This window comes from Ensifer sp. EB106-03-01-XG145, from assembly GCF_058792075.1.
The window spans coordinates 204,892-221,117 of the sequence record NZ_JBYTEC010000007.1; the positions used below are offsets into that span (position 1 = coordinate 204,892).

Sequence of the window (16,226 nt, forward strand, 5' to 3'; positions counted from 1 at the left end):
CACGTTGGGACTCTGCGCGCCTGTTCCGGCAGGCGCGCACCATTGATATCATTTGAAAAAAGTCTCCCAGTTAAGTTCCATTGATGTGTCATCCGCGATTGCCGGCAGGTGAGCCACGTATCCCGCTTAATCAGGTTCGTGGTTTCGCACGACAAGCAGAAGGGTCGCACAGTGTATCGACCGGAACAGGATTTTCTTGCCATTGGCTGGAGGTGTCCGAAGGCGCACAGAACGGTTCCGTCGCTTGAGAGTTCGCACTTTGCTTACACATGCAACACGTCAAGCAAACCGTCTTACAATCTCAAGCAGGCGGTCGCAGGATCTCGCAAGCTGCCGTGGCGGCGCCGTGGCAACGCCTAGAAGCAAGCCGGATTTTGCAGAATCCGGCGACGCGTACCAGGCCGATAGTGGCGCGGGCGACATGCCGAAAGCCAGCGTTTCTCTGGCAATAGCGAGATCCGGCGCCCCGTCCGGCAAACGCAACAGCACGGCCAATCCGGCAACTGTCGCTTCCTCTGGCCGCAGGGATTTCAGCAAGGCGTCGCGCTGGGCGGAGTAAACCCGCTTCGTCCGCCTGAGATGCCGCAAGTAATGCCCTTCGCGCATGAACTCAGTGGCTGCAAGCTGCACGGATGGCCCGGGAGGCGGTGCGAGACAGGCTGCGACTTCCGCAAAACGGGAGGCGAGCGCTCGCGGCGCGACGACAAAGCCGAGCCTGAGCGCCGGGCTGATGGTCTTACTGAAGGAGCCGATGTGAATGACGCGTCCACCGCGGTCGAGGGAGGCGAGCGCCGGCGCGGCGCGGCCGTCGAGCTGCAACTCGCTGAGATAGTCGTCCTCGATCACCCAGGCCTGCGCCCCCGCCGCCCAGTCGAGAAGACGCAGTCGGCGTGCCAGTGACAAGGTGGACCCGAGCGGCGCCTGTTGCCCCGGGGTCGCGACGACCAGCGCTGCATCCGGGGCACGGCGGATGCCATACTCGACGTTGACGCCATCGGCATCGACGGGGACCGGCACGATCTCCAGTCGCGCAAGCTCCAGCCCGCGCCGGGTGAATGGGAACCCTGGCTCCTCCATCCAGACCTTTTGCCCTTCGAGACCGAGGACGCGGAGCGCCATTCCAAGCCCGCTGGCGTATCCCCCGGTGATGATGATTTCGGAGGGCGAGCATTCGATGCTGCGCGCGACGGTAAGATAGGCGGCAATTTCCCGGCGCAGTTCCAGTTCGCCGCGTGGGTCGGGATAGATCGCCGGAGCGCTCGTTTCCACGCGTACGGCGTGCGCGCGGATTCTCGCGAAGAGCGTCGCGGGAAAGGTTTCCTGCGCCGGTACGCCCATCTGGAAGATCGCCGGGCCGGCTGTCATTTCCCGATACCGCTCCATGAACGAGCCGGGATCCGGTGGCGGCTCGATCCGCGCAACCGCTGCAGGACGAGCGGCGACGCGGGTCCCGGTCGAGCGCGAGGCGACGATGAGCTGGGCCGCGGAAAGCTTGTCGTAGGCCGTACGCACCGTGCCGCGTGCAACGCCAAGCTGAGCGGCGAGATCCAGCCAGGACGGCAGACGCGCGCCTGGGGCAAGCACCCCGCTTTCGATCGCGGCGCTGATGCCCTTTCGTATCTGCTCGGCCAGTGGCGTCCGCGCCGACCGATCGAGATTCAGTTCCAGCAGCTGATCCATGCTTTCTTGGTACATGATTTTTGTCGGTTTTTGGTGCTTTTTTTAGAACCAGTTAGTCGTCATTTCTAGGGGCAGGAAGAAACGTCATCAGGACCACGCGGAAAGGAGATCCCTGGCATGACCCTACGATACCTTCATTGGCGCTGCTGCCGCCGCCCTTGCAATCGTCACCGCGCTGCCGGCCGCAGCGCACGATCCCGGCGACGTTGTCACGCCGCACTTCGAAAAGGCGATACCCAATATTCCGGGCAAGACCTTGACCGCCCTGATCGTCGACTATCCCCCAGGCGGCGCCTCGGTTCCGCACACGCATGCAAAGTCGTCCTTCATCTTCGCCTACGTTCTCTCCGGAGAAATCGTGTCCAAGGTGAATGACGGTCCGACACAGACCTACCGCGCCGGCGAGAGCTGGTACGAGCCGCCGGCATCGAAACATCTCGTCAGCCGCAACGCGAGCCAGACGAAGCCGGCAAAGCTGCTGGCGGTGTTCGTCGCCGACACCGATGAAAAAGAACTCACCACCCCGATCAAGTAAACCCGAATTCAGGAGCAGAACAATGAGCAAGCGTCTCGACTACAACCAGATCGCACCGGCCGGCGCCAAGGCCCTTGGAGGCGTCTACGGCTACGTCCTGCAAAGTGGCCTGCCGCCGGTGCTGGTGGATCTGGTTTATCTTCGCATCTCACAGATCAACAATTGCGCCTACTGTCTCGACATGCACACGCGCGACCTTTTGAAGAAGGGCCAACCGATCGAGAAGATCACATTGGTTCAGGTGTGGAGAGAAGCCGGCAATCTCTTCGACGCGCGTGAGCGGGCGGCCCTTGCCTGGGCCGAAACCGTCACACGCGTCGCCGAGACGGGTGTGCCGGACGAAGCCTACACGGCTGCACGTGCGCTGTTTGACGAGCGTGAACTCACCGACCTCACGATCGCGATCGGCCTGATGAACGCCTACAACCGCATGGCGATCAGTTTCCGCAACACGCCGCAGGCAGCACTTGAGAAGTAAAGGCGGGCGAACGCCCGAAACGCTCAAATTGAGGAGTTGGCTATGAAGATATTCATCGCGGGCGCCACAGGCGCCGTCGGCTCGCCGCTGGTGCGGGCGCTCTTGACCCTTGGCCATCAGGTGACCGGTATGACGCGCCCAGGCCCAGGCGTGGATCGTCTCCGCGAACTCGGGGCCGACGCGTCGACCGCGGATGCCTTCAACCCAGGGGCGGTCCATGAGGCAATCGCGGCAGCAGCGCCGGACGTCGTGATTGACCAGCTCACCTGGCTTCCGGCCAACCCCGCTGACATCATCAAGGCGATGCCGGACGATACGCGCCTTCATCGCGAGGGCGGCGCCAACCTGCTCGCCGCGGCGCAGAAGCTGGGCGTTCGCCGCTACATCATGCAGTCTCGTGGCTTCTACCTCGATGCCCCGGCAGGACAACTCGCCGACGAGACCGCGAGGCTCAGGTACGACGCGCCTGGCGAGATCGGCGAGAGTACGCGCACCATCGGCGCCTATGAGGACCGTGTGCTTGCGTCGCCGTCGCTCGATGGCGTCGTCCTACGCTACGGCTTTTTCTACGGGCCCGGTACGTGGTACCGGCCGGACGGAGCGATTGCCGATCAGGTTCGCAATGGCGAGGCGGTGGTGATCGGCGAAGGAAATGCCGTTTGGTCGTTCGTCCATATCGTCGACGACGACCCGATGCCCGTCGCCAAATGGCTCCCGGCTTTCGCTCGATGGGTTGATGCATCGGAGCCGGGGCGGGTCAGTGTGGAGGACGCGCTGAAATCGGCCGGCGAGGAAGCGGTCTACTACCACACCCATCTGACCGGTGCCGCGAACGCGCGAGCGAAGGAAAAACTCGGCTTCGCGCCACGGCCGCTGCTATGGAAGGGCGCGTGATTGCCGCCCGGCGGGCCAACGGAAATAGTCGGACCCGCTAGAGGGATAACTGCCACGACATCCGATCGTCACAGTCGGTGCGTCGCATGCTCTGCACTGTTCAACGATGTCGGTGACGGAATTCACTCGGTGAAATCTGATACTTTTTGCGAAATGCCGCGTCCTGCCCGATTGCTTCGGACGGGCGGAATGGGATCGGCGCTGGTAGTTCGAGAGCGAGGGTAGGTCGCATCGGCATCGACTTAGACGTGCTGCGCTTCACGCTCGTTCAACATTCATGCTGCTTCCTTGGCGCAGCAACAGAGGCGCGTTCCACCAGGCGGACGCCGAGATTGACCCGGCGCACATTGATTTCCGGATCGTTGATCCGCTCCAGCAGGAGCTGGATGCCGGCGCGGCCAAGCTCGCCCCGGTCGATCCGCATCGTCGTTAGCGGTGGGCGGCTGTGCCGGGCGATCGCGATATCATCGACACCGATGATCGAGAAATCATCCGGAACCGAATGGCTGCCGGCTTCGAGAGCCTGCATGACGTTGATCGCGATCAGATCTGTGCTGCAAAAGAATGCGGTCGTGTCGGTGAAGCGTCCCTGCTGCAACGCCTGCCGTATCGCTGGAGTCGTATCGGGCTCCTGCAGGCCCATGCCACCGAGATCGAAGAGATGCCTGTTTTCATCGAAGACGATGCCGGCTTCTTCCAGAGCGACGCGGAAACCTTCGAGCCGTCGCCTTAGCGACAGACGATGGGGTATTGTCACGTGCACGATTTCGCGGTGGCCGGCCGCGAGCAGCCTTTGCGCGGCAAGCCAACCGGCAGACCAGTTGTCTGGCAGCACGCACGAGAGCCGCATGGTCCGGTCCATGCCGTTGATGATGACGGCAGGGATGCCGCTGTCGACGATCCTATCGATCATGACGGGATGGTCCATGCCGAGCAGGACGAGGGCGCCCGGCCGGATGTCGCGCAGAATGTCGGTGATTTCCCCGATTGCGATCTCCGCATCGAGAGAGACGAGCCTGACGTCGATCCTAAGCGAGCTTGTGCTGGCCTCGGAGAGGACGCCTTGAATGACGTCCTCGTAGAAGGCCGAACTCGCATAGAACTGCGCCGGCATCACCAGCACCGTGCTCTCGACGCCGGCGCGGATCAGCGAGCGGGCGGCCCGAACCTGGTATCCCAGCCGCTCCGCGTGGTCGAGAATTTTACGCCGGCTTTCGTCGCCGACGCCGCCGCGATTGTTGAGCACCTTCGATACGGATGCGACCGAAACGCCCGCGGCGTCGGCGATATCCTTGAGTGTCGGGGCGTTTGATTCGTCATCCATTTCGACGAAGGTCCTATCTGGCCGGAGTGGGCGAGATTGATCGCGGCTGCATGGTCATGATCGTCCACTACCAGAAGAAGCGCGTGTGCCCAAGCGAGCGCATCAGTGCCTCCATGAAATAATAGTCGCCATAGGGCAGCATGGCATCGGAATAGCCGGCGCTCGCATGGGCGGCTCCATGGGCGAGCAAGCCTTCGGCCTTGGGATCTTTGGTGAGGTCGCAGCTGTCGAGCAGGCCGCCGATCAGGCGATCGCCGAAGGCATGCCAGCGCGAGGCTTCTTCCGGTTCGCAGAGCCCGGCAAGGATGAAGACACCGGCGGCCATGATGGCGCCGGCAGAGCTGTCGCGCGGCGCGGTCTTGGCATCAGGCACCGAATAGTCCCAGACAGGGACGTCGTCGTCGCCCATCAGCACTTCTGCCTTCGCCGCCAATCGCCTGGCCGCGTCAGTGAAGGTCGGGTTGCCTGTCGTTGCTGCACATTGCGCATAGCCATGGATCAGCCAGGCCTGGCCGCGCGACCAGCAGGAATCGTCTGCGTAGCCCTGGTGGGTCTCGCCGCGCAGCGGCTTGCCGCTCGCCGGGTCGAACAGAAACGTATGGAAGCTCGTATCATCGGCCCGAACGAGGTGCTTCAGGGTCGTTGCGGCGTGGCCGTTGGCGGCCTCGGCAAAATCGTAGCGACCGGTCTCGCGATGGGCCCAGTGCAGCAGTGCGAGGTTTTGCATCGTATCGACGATGACGCGCCCATTGACGAATTCGGAGCGAATGCCGCCGTGGATCGAGCGAGCGTTCCAGGCCTGGATGTATTGTCCATCCGGCCGGTAGCGCTCAAGCAGCCTGCCTGCTGCCTCAAGAGCGAGATCGCGTGCTTCCTGGTCGCCCGTCAGCAGCCATTCGGCAACGCAGCTCAACGAAAACTGGAAGCCGAGATCGTGGTCTTGGGCATCGCGAAGGCGCAAGATGTCACGAAACACAGAACGGCGAGCGCGGGCGGCGTTCAGGAAGCGAGGGTCGCCGGTCAGCTGCAGCGCAAGCCAGAGCTGGCCAGCATGAAAGCTCACGACCCAATCATAGGGTCCGCAGAAGCTCCAGGTCTGATCCGGCAGCCCGATTTTCGGATTGCGCAGCCCAATGATCGGCATGGTCTGGAGCAGTTTGGCAGTGCAGCGCTCAAGAGCCTGCTGATGGCGATTGCGATTGGGGCGTTGGCCGACCATCTCGACCGCGCTGAAGTAGCTGTTTCGTTCTATGCGCATTTGATAAGCCTCACGTTGGTTTCGTGAAGTTTTCGCTGATTACGATAATTTCGTCAACTACGAAACTTTTTATTGACGGGAAAAATTTCTGGCGATAGATGTTGGTTCCTCGGGAGGAGCCGGGCATGGTTGGAGAAGGTACAATGTCCACATTGGGGACAACGGAGAGGCCGGTTGCGGGCGGGCGATTCAAATTCGGAGACAGTCTAGCGGGTTACGGCTTTCTGGCGCCGTGGCTTGTCGGCTTTTTTCTCCTGACGCTCGGCCCCGCGGTCGCATCATTCTATTTGTCTCTGACCGACTATAGCGGTCTTGGCGCGGCCAACTGGGTGGGTGCGGAAAACTATGTGCGCATCGCCACCGACGATCCGCGCTTCTGGACCGCGATGAACGTGACCTTCACGTTCGTGCTTCTGTCGGTGCCGTTGAAGCTCATCTTTGCTCTGGCCGTGGCAGTGGCGTTGAACCGGGGGCTTGAAGGCCTGTCGTTCTTCCGTGCGATCTTTTACCTACCGTCGCTGGTCGGCGGCAGCGTCGCCGTGGCGGTGCTCTGGCGGCAGGTCTTTGCCGGCGACGGTCTGCTCAATCAGGCGCTTAACATGCTTTTCGGCTTTGAGGGGCCAAGTTGGATTTCGAACCCTTCGACGTCGCTCTATACGCTCGTTCTCCTGGCCGTCTGGCAGTTCGGCTCGTCGATGATCATCTTTCTTGCCGGCCTGCGGCAGATCCCGCAGGACATGTACGAGGCGGCCAGCATCGATGGCGCGGGTAAAACCCGGCAGTTCTTCAAGATCACCCTGCCGTTGCTGACGCCGGTGATCTTCTTCAATGCCGTGATCCTGACGATCGATGCCTTCAAGGCCTTCACCTCGGCCTTTGTCATCAGTGACGGAACCGGCGGCCCGATCGACTCCACGCTGTTCTACACGCTCTATCTCTACCAGGAGGCCTTCACCAATTTCCGCTTCGGCTATGCCTCGGCGCTGGCCTGGGTCCTGGTGCTCATCATCGCCTTCTTCACCGCCATGTCATTCCTGACGGCCAGGTACTGGGTACACTACGATGACTGATGCCGCTCTTTCGACGACCACTATCAGGCCGCGTGCCGACGCTGCCGAGCCCAGCGTATCGCCGTGGACGCGCGCTTTGCTTTACGCGCTGCTGGTCGCGGTCAGCTTTCTGATGCTCTATCCGCTGCTGTGGATGGTCGCGAGTTCCTTCAAGCCGGACAGCGAGATCTTCACCTCGACAGGGCTGATCCCGACCGATCCCACGGTTGACGCCTATCGTCGCGGCTGGAGTGGCCTCAGCGTCAGCTTCGGCTGGATGTTCTTCAATTCGCTGGTGATTTCGCTGCTGGTCGTCGTCGGCAACCTCTTTTCCTGTTCGATGGCGGCCTATGCCTTCACGCGCTTGCGTTTCAAGGGACGCGGCTTCTGGTTCACGCTGATGCTCGGCACGTTGATGATGCCGCAACATGCGGTACTGATCCCGCAATATGTGCTGTTCCTCAAGCTCGGCTGGGTGAACTCCATCCTGCCGCTCGTGGTGCCGAAGTTCCTCGCGATCGACGCATTCTTCATCTTCCTGATGGTGCAGTTCTTCCGCGGCATCCCGCGAGAGCTCGACGAGGCGGCGATCATGGACGGATGCGGGCCGCTGCGCATCTTCCTGAAGGTGATCCTGCCGCTCTCCACCCCGGTGCTCGCGACGGCAGCAGTCTTCTCGTTCATCTGGACCTGGGACGATTTCTTCGCGCCGCTGATCTACCTGAACGACATCGAGAAATACACCGCCCAACTCGGCCTTCGCACCTTTGTTGACTCCACCGGGACGTCCGACTGGGGCTCACTCTTCGCCATGTCGACGCTGACGGTGCTGCCAATCTTCATTCTCTTCATCCTGTTCCAGCGACTGCTGATCGAAGGCATCGCGACAACCGGCATGAAGCGCTGACACACGGAATTTGAGAGATAGGGACGAAAACGATGACGACGCTGGCTTTGAGCAAGATCAAGAAGAGCTTTGGCAATCTCGACATCATCCGTGGCGTCGACCTGGCGATCAGTTCCGGAGAATTCGTGGTCTTCGTCGGCCCGTCCGGCTGCGGCAAGTCGACCCTTTTGCGCATGATTGCTGGGTTGGAGCCGATCAGCGGCGGCGAACTCTCGATCGGCGGCGAGCGCATGAACGAGACCGCGGCGAGCGAGCGGGGAATCGCCATGGTCTTCCAGTCCTATGCGCTCTACCCGCACATGAGCGTCTACAAGAACATGTCCTTCGGCCTCGAAACGGCAAAGATGCCGAAGTCAGAGATCGACAAGCGCGTGCGCAAGGCGGCCGACATCCTGCAGATTACCCATCTGCTCGACCGCAAGCCGAAGCAGCTTTCCGGCGGCCAGCGGCAGCGCGTCGCGATCGGCCGGGCGATCGTTCGCGACCCGAAGATCTTCCTGTTCGACGAGCCGCTCTCTAACCTCGACGCGGAGCTGAGGGTTCAGACGCGTGTCGAAATTGCCAAGCTCCACCGGGACATCGGGGCGACGATGATCTACGTCACCCACGACCAGGTCGAGGCGATGACGCTCGCCGACCGCATCGTCGTCTTGCGCGCCGGCGTCATCGAGCAGCACGGCACGCCGCTCGAGATCTACAATCGGCCCGCCAACCGGTTCGTCGCCGGCTTTATCGGCTCGCCCAAGATGAATTTCCTCGACGTCGTCGCTGGCGACGTCCGCGATGGTGGCGTTTCGGTCCACTTTGCCGGCCGGCAAGCGCGACTGCCGATGGAGGAGCGTGTTGCGGCTGGTGCAAAGCTCAGCCTGGGCCTCCGGCCCGAACACATTGGAATCGATGGAGCCGGCGGGCTCGAACTCGGCACGCTAACGGTCGTTCATGTCGAGCATCTCGGCGGCCAGACCATTGTCTACGGTCGCCTTTCCGACGGGCAGTCGCTGACGGTCGCCCTCGACGGCCAACGCGCGATCAGCGCCGGTTCCACGCTGGAAGTCCGAATTGCCGTGGAGAACTGCCACCTGTTCGACGAGGCCGGCGATCGCATCGGCCAATGATCTAACAAACGGGATCTCAAAACACATCATGGAGGAGGAGAACATGATCAACAGACGCCATTTCTTGCGCAACGCTGCACTGTTCGGCGCCGGCGCCACGCTCGCGACGATGCCGGCCTTCCGCGCCTTCGCGGAAGATTCCATGCGCCTCTACTGGTGGGGCACACCCAGCCGCGCCGAGCGCACGCTGGGCGCAGCCAAGCTTTTTGAAGCCGCACACCCCGGTGTGAAGATCGTCGGCGAGGTAGGTGGCAGCGACTACTGGGCGAAGCTCACGACGATGATCGCCGGCGGCAATGCGCCGGATATCTTCCAGCTCGAGCCGAGCCGCTTTGCCGACTATAGCCGCCGATCCACCAACCTGCCGCTCAACGACTATCTCGGCAAGGTGATCCGCACCGAAAAGCTGGTGCCGGGCGTTCTCGATCTTGGAACGGTCGACGGCAAGGTCACCGGCATGCCGCTATCGCTGAACGCCTTCGCGATGATCTACGACGCGGATGCGGTGGCAAAGGCCGGGCTTCCAGCGCCTTCAGCAAAGACCACCTGGGATGACTTCGCCAAGCTCTCTATCGACCTCACCAAGGCGATGGGCAAGAAGAACGTCTGGGCGGTTGGAAACGCGTCGCGTTACATATTCGCTTTCGAGGCGTTTTTGCATCAGCGCGGCAAGAAGCTCTACACCGAGGCCGGAAAGCTCGGTTACGAGGCGAGCGACGCCGCTGATTGGTTCGGCTATTGGGAAAGCCTCACCAAGAACGGCGGCTGCGTTTCCGCCGAGGTTCAGGCGCTGGACAAGGTGCTGGTCGACAGCAACCCGTTGGCAACCGGTAACGCGGTCATGGCCATTGCCTTCTCCAACCAACTGCCGGCCTTCCAGAAGATCTCCAAGAGCACACTCGACATCACATCGCTGCCGGTCAGTGCTACCGGCGGCCCTTCCGGTCTTTTCTACCGTCCCGGTCTGCATTGGTCGATCGCCAGCACGGCGAAAAACCCGGAGCTCGCGGCGCAGTTCATCGACTTCTTCGTCAACGATCTGGAGGCCGGCAAGATCCTTCAGGTCGAGCGAGGCGTGCCGGTGAACACCGACGTGCAGGCGGCAGTCCTCCCGTCGATCGATGCGACCGCGAAGAAGACCGTCGATTATGTCAACAGCATCGCGGACCGGGTCGGCACCTACCCGCCGGCCGTACCGCTTGGCGCCGGTGAACTGGACGAGCGTGTCTTCCGGCCGCTCGCCGACAAGGTGGCTTTCGGGCAGCTGTCGCCGATGGATGCGGGCAGCGAGCTCATCTCGGCGGCCGACCGCATCCTCAAGGCCTGAGCATCCGCTCCACTTTGCCGAGCTGCGCGGGGAGCTCACTGTTCCCGCGCATCAATGTCCGAACGGAAGCCTTTTCACATGTCCGATACGATCTTCGCCGAAACCCTGTTCAAACCCTGGGCAGGCAATCCGCTCAAAAACCGCGCCGATGTCGAGGAAGCGCTTAGGGCGCTGGTAGAGCCGGTCGAAAAGTACCGGTCTCCGGGCGGTGCGCGCATCCGCCTCGATGCGCACGCCGCGCATTTCGACCAGGAATCCGCCGACATGGAAGGCTACTCCCGATTGCTCTGGGGCCTGGCGCCGGCGCACATCGGCGGGGCGACGTGGATCGATTGGGCGCCGATCGCCCGCGGCCTCGCTAACGGCTGCGATCCGGGACACCAGGAATATTGGGGCGAATGCTTCGACCGCAGCCAGCGCCTGGTGGAACTGGCAGCGATCGGTTTCGCGCTAAAACTCGTGCCGGACAAGCTCTGGACGCCCCTGTCTGAGGCCGAACGGCGCAATGTCGCTGCCTATCTGCTGAAAGGTCATGCCTGCGAATACAGCGACAACAATTGGAAGTTCTTCCGGCTGCTCGTTGGCATGGGGCTGAGCCACGTCGGCGTCGACTACGACCGGAGGCCCGACGAAAAGTACCGGCGCGAACTTGACGGCTTCTATCTCGGCGATGGCTGGTATCACGATGGCGATACACGCCGCGCTGATCACTACATTCCCTTCGCCTTCCACTTCTATGGCTTGATCCTGGCGGCCCTCGATGGTTCCGACTGGACGAACAGATATTGTGAGCGGGCCCGGTTGATCGCGGGCGACATGGCCCGCTGGTTTGCCGATGACGGGCCGGCGCTCTGCTTCGGTCGCTCGATGACCTATCGCTTTGCCATCGCCGGCCTCTTCGGCGCCATGGCGCTCGTCGGCGAAGAAGCGATCCCCTTCGGCGAGCAGAAGGGATACTTCCTGCGTCATCTGCGCTGGTGGGCAAAGCAGCCCTTTGCTGCGCGCGACGGCGTGATGCCCGTCGGCTATGCCTATCCTAACCTGATCATGTCGGAACCTTATAATTCCGCGCAATCGCCCTATTGGGCGCTGAAGGCCTTCCTTCCGCTCATGCTGCCGGAGGACCATCCGTTCTGGGCGAGCGACGAAGCTGTCTGCCCGCCGCGACCGGCCGTCTCAGCCCAGCGTCACATCGGCTTCCTGGTCGCCAATCCGCCGGGTGACGCCGTTGCGCTCTCCTGTGGCCAGCACACAAGTGCTGCGAACACCTTCATCCGCTTCGCGCCGGAGAAATATGCGAAGTTCGCCTATTCGGCGCGTTACGGCTTCAGCATCGAAAACGATCTCTGGCGGTTCGACAATTCTGTGCTCGAATCCATGATTGGCTTCAGCGACGACGGCGTGCATTTCCGCGTGCGCGAAACCAACGAAGAGGCCCTGATCGCCGACAACGTTCTCTATGCGCGCTGGCGGCCCTATGCCGATGTCTCGGTCGAGACCTGGCTCTACTGGGATGGTGATTTTCACGTCAGGCTCCATCGCATCGACACGCCGCGGCCGCTTAAGACCATCGAAGGCGGCTTTGCGATCGGACGCGACGCCGGCGAAGTCCGTGAACAGGATGCTGGTCGTGCCGTCGTCACCACGGCGACGGACCTGTCGGCCATGATCGATGTCGGCTCGTCGGTTCCCCGCAACGGGCGCTGCCACATCGCGGCGCCGAATACCAATCTGGTATCCGCAAAGACCGTGGTTCCTCAATTGCTCGCCACTGTTCCGGTCGGCGTCAGCACCTTGGCCGTCGCTGTCCTCGCGCAGGCCGACCCGGCAGGTGGCGAGGGGAAACTATCCCGCTTGCCCGCAGCGCCAGATGTCGAGGCGCTCCGACGGCTCCTGTCGGAGCAGGGGACTGCCGTAACGCTGATGTGTGGCGTGCCGCTTTGACATCAACCGATCCTCCCGCAACGACGAAAGACATGAGATGACGATCCCCAATTTCTCATCCCGCCATGCCATCGACCCGCTCGCCGCAGCCGCGATGGGGACAGACGAACTGCGCCGTAACTTTCACATCGCCGGTCTCTTCGCGAGCGATCGCGTCAATCTCACCTACACCCACTACGACCGCATGGTGGTCGGCGGGGCGATGCCGGTCGAGACCGAGTTGACGCTCGAAGCCATCAAGCCGATGGGGACGAAGACCTTTCTCGAGCGCCGCGAGCTGATTGCCGTGAACATCGGCGGGCCGGGCCGTGTCGTGGTCTCCAGCGAGAGCCATGCTCTCGGCGCGCGCGACATGATCTATGTCGGCATGGGACAGGATGTGGTTCTCGTCTCCGACGATCGCGCGAACCCGGCAAAGTTCTATCTGCTTTCGGCGCCGGCGCATCGCGCCTTCCCGACGGCGCTGATGACGATCTCCGGCGCGAAGCGCCTCGACCTCGGTAGCCTGGAGACATCGAACGAACGCTCGATCTTCCAGTTCACCAATGGCATCGAGACCTGCCAGCTGGTCGTTGGCATGACGGAATTGAAGAAAGGCTCGGTGTGGAACACCATGCCGGCGCATATCCATGACCGGCGCATGGAAGTGTATCTCTATTTCGATCTGCCGGAACCAGCACGGGTCTTCCATTTCCTCGGAGAGCCCTCCGAGACGCGCCATATCGTGATGGCCAATGAGGAGGCCGTCCTGTCGCCGGTCTGGTCCATTCACTCCGGTTGCGGCACCTCCAACTACGCCTTTATCTGGGCGATGGCGGGCGACAATGTCGATTACACCGATGCTGACCCGGTGCCGATGGAGACGTTGCGATGAGCGATCTCTCCGCCTTCAGCCTCAAAGGGAGGCGCGTGCTGGTCACCGGCGCCAACACCGGGATCGGCCAGGGCATAGCGATTTCGATCGGCCGGGCCGGCGGGGAGGTGATTGCTGTCGGGCGCTCTTCGATGACCGAGACGGTCGAAAAGGTCGAAGCAGTGGGCGGCAGGGCTGTGCCGTTTGCCTGCGATCTTGCCGATGGCGATGCGGTCAAGCAGTTGATCGATCGCGTCTCAGAGAGTTGCGGCCCGCTGGACGGATTGGTCAACAACGCTGGCATCATTCGCCGCGCCGCCTCGGCCGAACTCTCGGAGGCGGACTGGGACGAGGTGATCGACCTCAACTTGAAGGCTGCCTTTCTTCTGAGCCAGGCCTACGGCCGAAGGCTTCTTGACGAAAAGCGCATCGGGCGGATCGTCAACATCGCCTCGTTGCTTTCCTTCCAGGGTGGCATTCGCGTCGCCTCCTACACGGCATCAAAGCATGGGGTGCTGGGCATCACGCGGATTCTTGCCAACGAATGGGCAAGCCAGGGTATCAACGTCAACGCTATCGCGCCTGGCTATATCGTCTCCAACAACACCGAGGCGCTTCGCACGGACGTCGATCGCAGCGCTGCGATCATCGATCGCATTCCTGCTGGCCGCTGGGGCACCCCCGAGGATATCGGCGATGCTGCCGTTTTCCTGCTCGCGCCGGCGTCGCGCTACATGCATGGTGCCGTCATCCCGGTTGATGGAGGATGGTTGGCGCGATGAACGGAGATGCGTTGGCGGGCCGTTCATTGACGCGAGCACGAAGCGCTTCGAAGTGACCGGCTGGCGTTGGCGCGGCAGATGATGGAGCGAAAGCTGACCGGCTGACGCGCCTCGTCGGAACTGCCGGAACTGGTTGAGTTGGTCATGGCCATGCCGCTGGTCTCGGCCGGTATGGTCCACCAAGGCGTTCGACGTTGGGCCGAAGGCAGCCCGCCGGATCGTCGGCGAGCTTGGCTTGCGGGAAATGACGGGGAGGGGGAGGTTTCGCGCGTGGGGCGTCCTATAAAGGTAACGAGTACCGAACGCCTGCCGCGGTATGCTCGCGGATGGAGCGGGATGCGGCGCGAGTACCATCGGTGTTCCGCACCCCGCTTTACTGACCCCGGGGAGGGTTAGCGAACGTAGATCGTCAGCCCGCCGTCAGTCGCCTGTTCAGCGCCGCCAATATTGTCCATCTCGACGTTCTGCGCCTTCAGCTTTTCAGCCAAGGACTTGTTCGCTTTGACGGCCTCGAGCAGCGCTGCGCGTTGTTCCGGCGTGGCATGCTCGACCCACATGCGCGTTTGGTTCTGCTCCGCAAGTGTGCTTACATCGACGACATTGATCTTGTCGCCGCTGTAGCTGCGCACAGTTTGCTCAATCTCTTTGGGCCAATCCATTGCGGCACCTTGGCCGTGCACGATTCCAACGAAGCTAAGGGCGGAGAGGCCGGCAATCATAGAAAAAGTCGCAATGCGGTTCATTGTCATGCTCCTTCCTAGGTTTTGCGCTTGTGACGGGGTGGCAACCAAGCGCGGCTGCTCAAGCAACTCGTCCCAACTGAGATTACGCGAAACTCCACTGAGCGATATTGTCCTTAGGGGAAGTCGTCTGAACTTGCCGGCCGCTGGTAGGATCGACGGCCACGATACTCTGCAAGTTTCACTGACCGGCTAAGGTCGGTGCGTCTTAGGACGCATCCAGGGCCTCCACCGTCTTCAACACCGGGCCGAGGAACCAGTTGTACATCTCGCCGATATTGTGCTCCTCATCCGGATCAGACTCGACGTTGAACACCTTCGGATAGCCGTTCATCGGTGCGGCGCTGCTTCCCACACCGCCCAGCAGCGTTGCGCCGCCAGGGCCGCTGCAGCCGGGCGCCACGTCGGCGAAATAGGCCCGGAATTGCTTCCAGCGGACGGCGGACAGGTCGGAACCGACTAAGGTCAGCAAATGCTCGCGATGTCCGCTGTCATTGTCGCAGAGCAGCAGGTCGCTCTCGTCGATCCCGTCAGCACCTTGCCCCCCGCAAGCTTTGCGAATGTCGGGAAGAAGTCCATGATCGAGAACATCGCGTAGGAGGATCGCGGCTTGATCCGTTGCGGCCAGCGGATCACCGGGGCCCATTGGCGTAGAGAAAATACGTGTCTTGGGGCGCGCCCGGTGGATGCGGTAGCGAACGGGTCCCCGCAAGTTCGAGCGGCAAATCGGACAGGACGATGGCATGCGGCGAAAGGACCGCCGGGAGGCATCGGCTCAGTTTGGCGCTTGTCGCAATATTGTTCGCTTCGACATATGAACCCATATCCGCATGTGCCAGGATGACCTGTCCGCCAAAGCGGGTGGCTGCGGCAGAAAGCGTGTCCTCGATGTCGCCGAGTAGCAAATAGTTCTGTGGCGGCGTGCAGTCGGCGAAACAGTCGGTCTCGCGATCCAGCACATAGATCTCGCGCTCCGGGAGATGGATGCGCAAGTGGTCGTAGGTGCGACCGTGACCCAGACCCATCTCGAATACAATGCCCGGCCGGCCGGCTATCTCTCTGAAGGCCCATTCGAGGCAGATGCGCTGGGCCTCCAGGCGGAAGAGCAATTTTTCGAGCCGGGAGTCCTTGCGTCTCCCTTTATCACGCGATTCTTTCGATCTGGCCTCCGTCGGCATACTTATCGTCCCTGGCGCGGTGCTATCATTTCTCAGGCGGCGGCCTCTTCTCCAATCCGATCCACTGGTAGCGGTGAGCGGCTGAACCGACCTATGGTCCTTAGCCGGCCCTCGACCTACATCGGCGTGACGCCGGCGGTGGCAATATGATCGCGTTCAAAC

16 protein-coding genes and 1 pseudogene are annotated in these 16,226 nt (G+C 62.0%); 11 read left to right on the plus strand and 6 right to left on the minus strand.

Going from position 1 to position 16,226, the window contains the following annotated elements:
- Positions 1–279 precede the first annotated feature (279 nt).
- Positions 280–1,680, minus strand: a complete 1,401-nt coding sequence (gene pdxR, locus AC3WWH_RS18725) for a MocR-like pyridoxine biosynthesis transcription factor PdxR (protein ID WP_058324319.1) — start codon at positions 1,678–1,680, stop codon at positions 280–282.
- A 136-nt stretch (positions 1,681–1,816) separates the two neighbouring features.
- Here pdxR and AC3WWH_RS18730 point away from each other — a divergent pair, with 136 nt between their 5' ends.
- From AC3WWH_RS18730 to AC3WWH_RS18740, 3 genes are read left to right on the plus strand one after another with little or no spacing between them, the layout of a single operon-like run.
- Positions 1,817–2,215, plus strand: a complete 399-nt coding sequence (locus AC3WWH_RS18730) for a cupin domain-containing protein (RefSeq protein ID WP_492377169.1) — start codon at positions 1,817–1,819, stop codon at positions 2,213–2,215.
- A gap of 22 nt (positions 2,216–2,237) precedes the next feature.
- Positions 2,238–2,693: a carboxymuconolactone decarboxylase family protein gene (locus tag AC3WWH_RS18735; protein ID WP_492377157.1), complete on the plus strand. Its 456-nt coding sequence runs from the start codon at positions 2,238–2,240 to the stop codon at positions 2,691–2,693.
- Between the two features lie 42 nt (positions 2,694–2,735).
- Positions 2,736–3,587: an NAD-dependent epimerase/dehydratase family protein gene (locus AC3WWH_RS18740; RefSeq protein WP_058325365.1), complete on the plus strand. Its 852-nt coding sequence runs from the start codon at positions 2,736–2,738 to the stop codon at positions 3,585–3,587.
- A 268-nt stretch (positions 3,588–3,855) separates the two neighbouring features.
- On the opposite strand, the gene AC3WWH_RS18745 is transcribed toward AC3WWH_RS18740, so the two are convergent.
- Complete coding sequence (locus AC3WWH_RS18745; protein WP_058325364.1) at positions 3,856–4,911, minus strand: LacI family DNA-binding transcriptional regulator; 1,056 nt, start codon at positions 4,909–4,911, stop codon at positions 3,856–3,858.
- Positions 4,912–4,978: 67 nt separating this feature from the next.
- The gene (locus AC3WWH_RS18750) at positions 4,979–6,169 is read right to left on the minus strand and encodes a glycoside hydrolase family protein (protein ID WP_058325363.1); all 1,191 of its coding nucleotides are present in this window, start codon (positions 6,167–6,169) and stop codon (positions 4,979–4,981) included.
- 143 nt (positions 6,170–6,312) lie between these two features.
- Here AC3WWH_RS18750 and AC3WWH_RS18755 point away from each other — a divergent pair, with 143 nt between their 5' ends.
- The 8 genes and pseudogenes from AC3WWH_RS18755 to AC3WWH_RS18790 form a co-directional block, all read left to right on the plus strand.
- The gene (locus AC3WWH_RS18755) at positions 6,313–7,239 is read left to right on the plus strand and encodes a carbohydrate ABC transporter permease (protein WP_113398444.1); all 927 of its coding nucleotides are present in this window, start codon (positions 6,313–6,315) and stop codon (positions 7,237–7,239) included.
- Positions 7,232–8,125, plus strand: a complete 894-nt coding sequence (locus tag AC3WWH_RS18760; RefSeq protein WP_058325361.1) for a carbohydrate ABC transporter permease — start codon at positions 7,232–7,234, stop codon at positions 8,123–8,125. The genes AC3WWH_RS18755 and AC3WWH_RS18760 overlap by 8 nt, the downstream gene beginning before the upstream one ends.
- Positions 8,126–8,157: 32 nt before the next feature.
- Entirely contained in the window at positions 8,158–9,240 is a 1,083-nt protein-coding gene (locus AC3WWH_RS18765; RefSeq protein ID WP_058325360.1) for an ABC transporter ATP-binding protein, read from the plus strand.
- 43 nt (positions 9,241–9,283) lie between these two features.
- Positions 9,284–10,567 (plus strand): ABC transporter substrate-binding protein, encoded by a 1,284-nt coding sequence (locus AC3WWH_RS18770; RefSeq protein ID WP_063891573.1) that lies wholly within the window; start codon positions 9,284–9,286, stop codon positions 10,565–10,567.
- A 78-nt stretch (positions 10,568–10,645) separates the two neighbouring features.
- Entirely contained in the window at positions 10,646–12,511 is a 1,866-nt protein-coding gene (locus AC3WWH_RS18775; protein WP_058325358.1) for a DUF2264 domain-containing protein, read from the plus strand.
- A 37-nt stretch (positions 12,512–12,548) separates the two neighbouring features.
- Positions 12,549–13,385 carry a 5-dehydro-4-deoxy-D-glucuronate isomerase gene (kduI, locus tag AC3WWH_RS18780; RefSeq protein ID WP_058325367.1) on the plus strand — a complete coding sequence of 279 codons (837 nt, stop codon included), beginning with the start codon at positions 12,549–12,551 and terminating at the stop codon, positions 13,383–13,385.
- Positions 13,382–14,146, plus strand: a complete 765-nt coding sequence (kduD, locus tag AC3WWH_RS18785; RefSeq protein ID WP_058325357.1) for a 2-dehydro-3-deoxy-D-gluconate 5-dehydrogenase KduD — start codon at positions 13,382–13,384, stop codon at positions 14,144–14,146. The genes kduI and kduD overlap by 4 nt, the downstream gene beginning before the upstream one ends.
- Positions 14,147–14,200: 54 nt before the next feature.
- A pseudogene (locus tag AC3WWH_RS18790) lies at positions 14,201–14,432 on the plus strand (helix-turn-helix domain-containing protein); the annotation flags it as partial.
- 106 nt (positions 14,433–14,538) lie between these two features.
- On the opposite strand, the gene AC3WWH_RS18795 reads toward AC3WWH_RS18790, so the two are convergent.
- From AC3WWH_RS18795 to AC3WWH_RS18805, 3 genes are all read right to left on the minus strand, one after another.
- Entirely contained in the window at positions 14,539–14,889 is a 351-nt protein-coding gene (locus AC3WWH_RS18795; protein WP_058325356.1) for a hypothetical protein, read from the minus strand.
- Positions 14,890–15,094: 205 nt separating this feature from the next.
- Positions 15,095–15,532: an alkaline phosphatase family protein gene (locus tag AC3WWH_RS18800; protein WP_058325355.1), complete on the minus strand. Its 438-nt coding sequence runs from the start codon at positions 15,530–15,532 to the stop codon at positions 15,095–15,097.
- Positions 15,519–16,064 (minus strand): class I SAM-dependent methyltransferase, encoded by a 546-nt coding sequence (locus AC3WWH_RS18805; RefSeq protein WP_113398446.1) that lies wholly within the window; start codon positions 16,062–16,064, stop codon positions 15,519–15,521. Before AC3WWH_RS18805 ends, AC3WWH_RS18800 begins: the two co-directional genes overlap by 14 nt.
- Positions 16,065–16,226 lie beyond the last annotated feature (162 nt).

What these genes read in the sequence shown, in the direction of transcription:
- pdxR (WP_058324319.1), bottom strand. Translation starts at nt 1,680, where the DNA reads ATGGATCAGCTGCTGGAACTGAATCTCGATCGGTCGGCGCGGACGCCA.
- AC3WWH_RS18735 (WP_492377157.1), top strand. Translation starts at nt 2,238, where the DNA reads ATGAGCAAGCGTCTCGACTACAACCAGATCGCACCGGCCGGCGCCAAG.
- AC3WWH_RS18740 (WP_058325365.1), top strand. Translation starts at nt 2,736, where the DNA reads ATGAAGATATTCATCGCGGGCGCCACAGGCGCCGTCGGCTCGCCGCTG.
- AC3WWH_RS18745 (WP_058325364.1), bottom strand. Translation starts at nt 4,911, where the DNA reads ATGGATGACGAATCAAACGCCCCGACACTCAAGGATATCGCCGACGCC.
- AC3WWH_RS18750 (WP_058325363.1), bottom strand. Translation starts at nt 6,169, where the DNA reads ATGCGCATAGAACGAAACAGCTACTTCAGCGCGGTCGAGATGGTCGGC.
- AC3WWH_RS18755 (WP_113398444.1), top strand. Translation starts at nt 6,313, where the DNA reads ATGTCCACATTGGGGACAACGGAGAGGCCGGTTGCGGGCGGGCGATTC.
- AC3WWH_RS18760 (WP_058325361.1), top strand. Translation starts at nt 7,232, where the DNA reads ATGACTGATGCCGCTCTTTCGACGACCACTATCAGGCCGCGTGCCGAC.
- AC3WWH_RS18765 (WP_058325360.1), top strand. Translation starts at nt 8,158, where the DNA reads ATGACGACGCTGGCTTTGAGCAAGATCAAGAAGAGCTTTGGCAATCTC.
- AC3WWH_RS18770 (WP_063891573.1), top strand. Translation starts at nt 9,284, where the DNA reads ATGATCAACAGACGCCATTTCTTGCGCAACGCTGCACTGTTCGGCGCC.
- AC3WWH_RS18775 (WP_058325358.1), top strand. Translation starts at nt 10,646, where the DNA reads ATGTCCGATACGATCTTCGCCGAAACCCTGTTCAAACCCTGGGCAGGC.
- kduI (WP_058325367.1), top strand. Translation starts at nt 12,549, where the DNA reads ATGACGATCCCCAATTTCTCATCCCGCCATGCCATCGACCCGCTCGCC.
- kduD (WP_058325357.1), top strand. Translation starts at nt 13,382, where the DNA reads ATGAGCGATCTCTCCGCCTTCAGCCTCAAAGGGAGGCGCGTGCTGGTC.
- AC3WWH_RS18795 (WP_058325356.1), bottom strand. Translation starts at nt 14,889, where the DNA reads ATGAACCGCATTGCGACTTTTTCTATGATTGCCGGCCTCTCCGCCCTT.
- AC3WWH_RS18800 (WP_058325355.1), bottom strand. Translation starts at nt 15,532, where the DNA reads ATGGGCCCCGGTGATCCGCTGGCCGCAACGGATCAAGCCGCGATCCTC.
- AC3WWH_RS18805 (WP_113398446.1), bottom strand. Translation starts at nt 16,064, where the DNA reads ATGCCGACGGAGGCCAGATCGAAAGAATCGCGTGATAAAGGGAGACGC.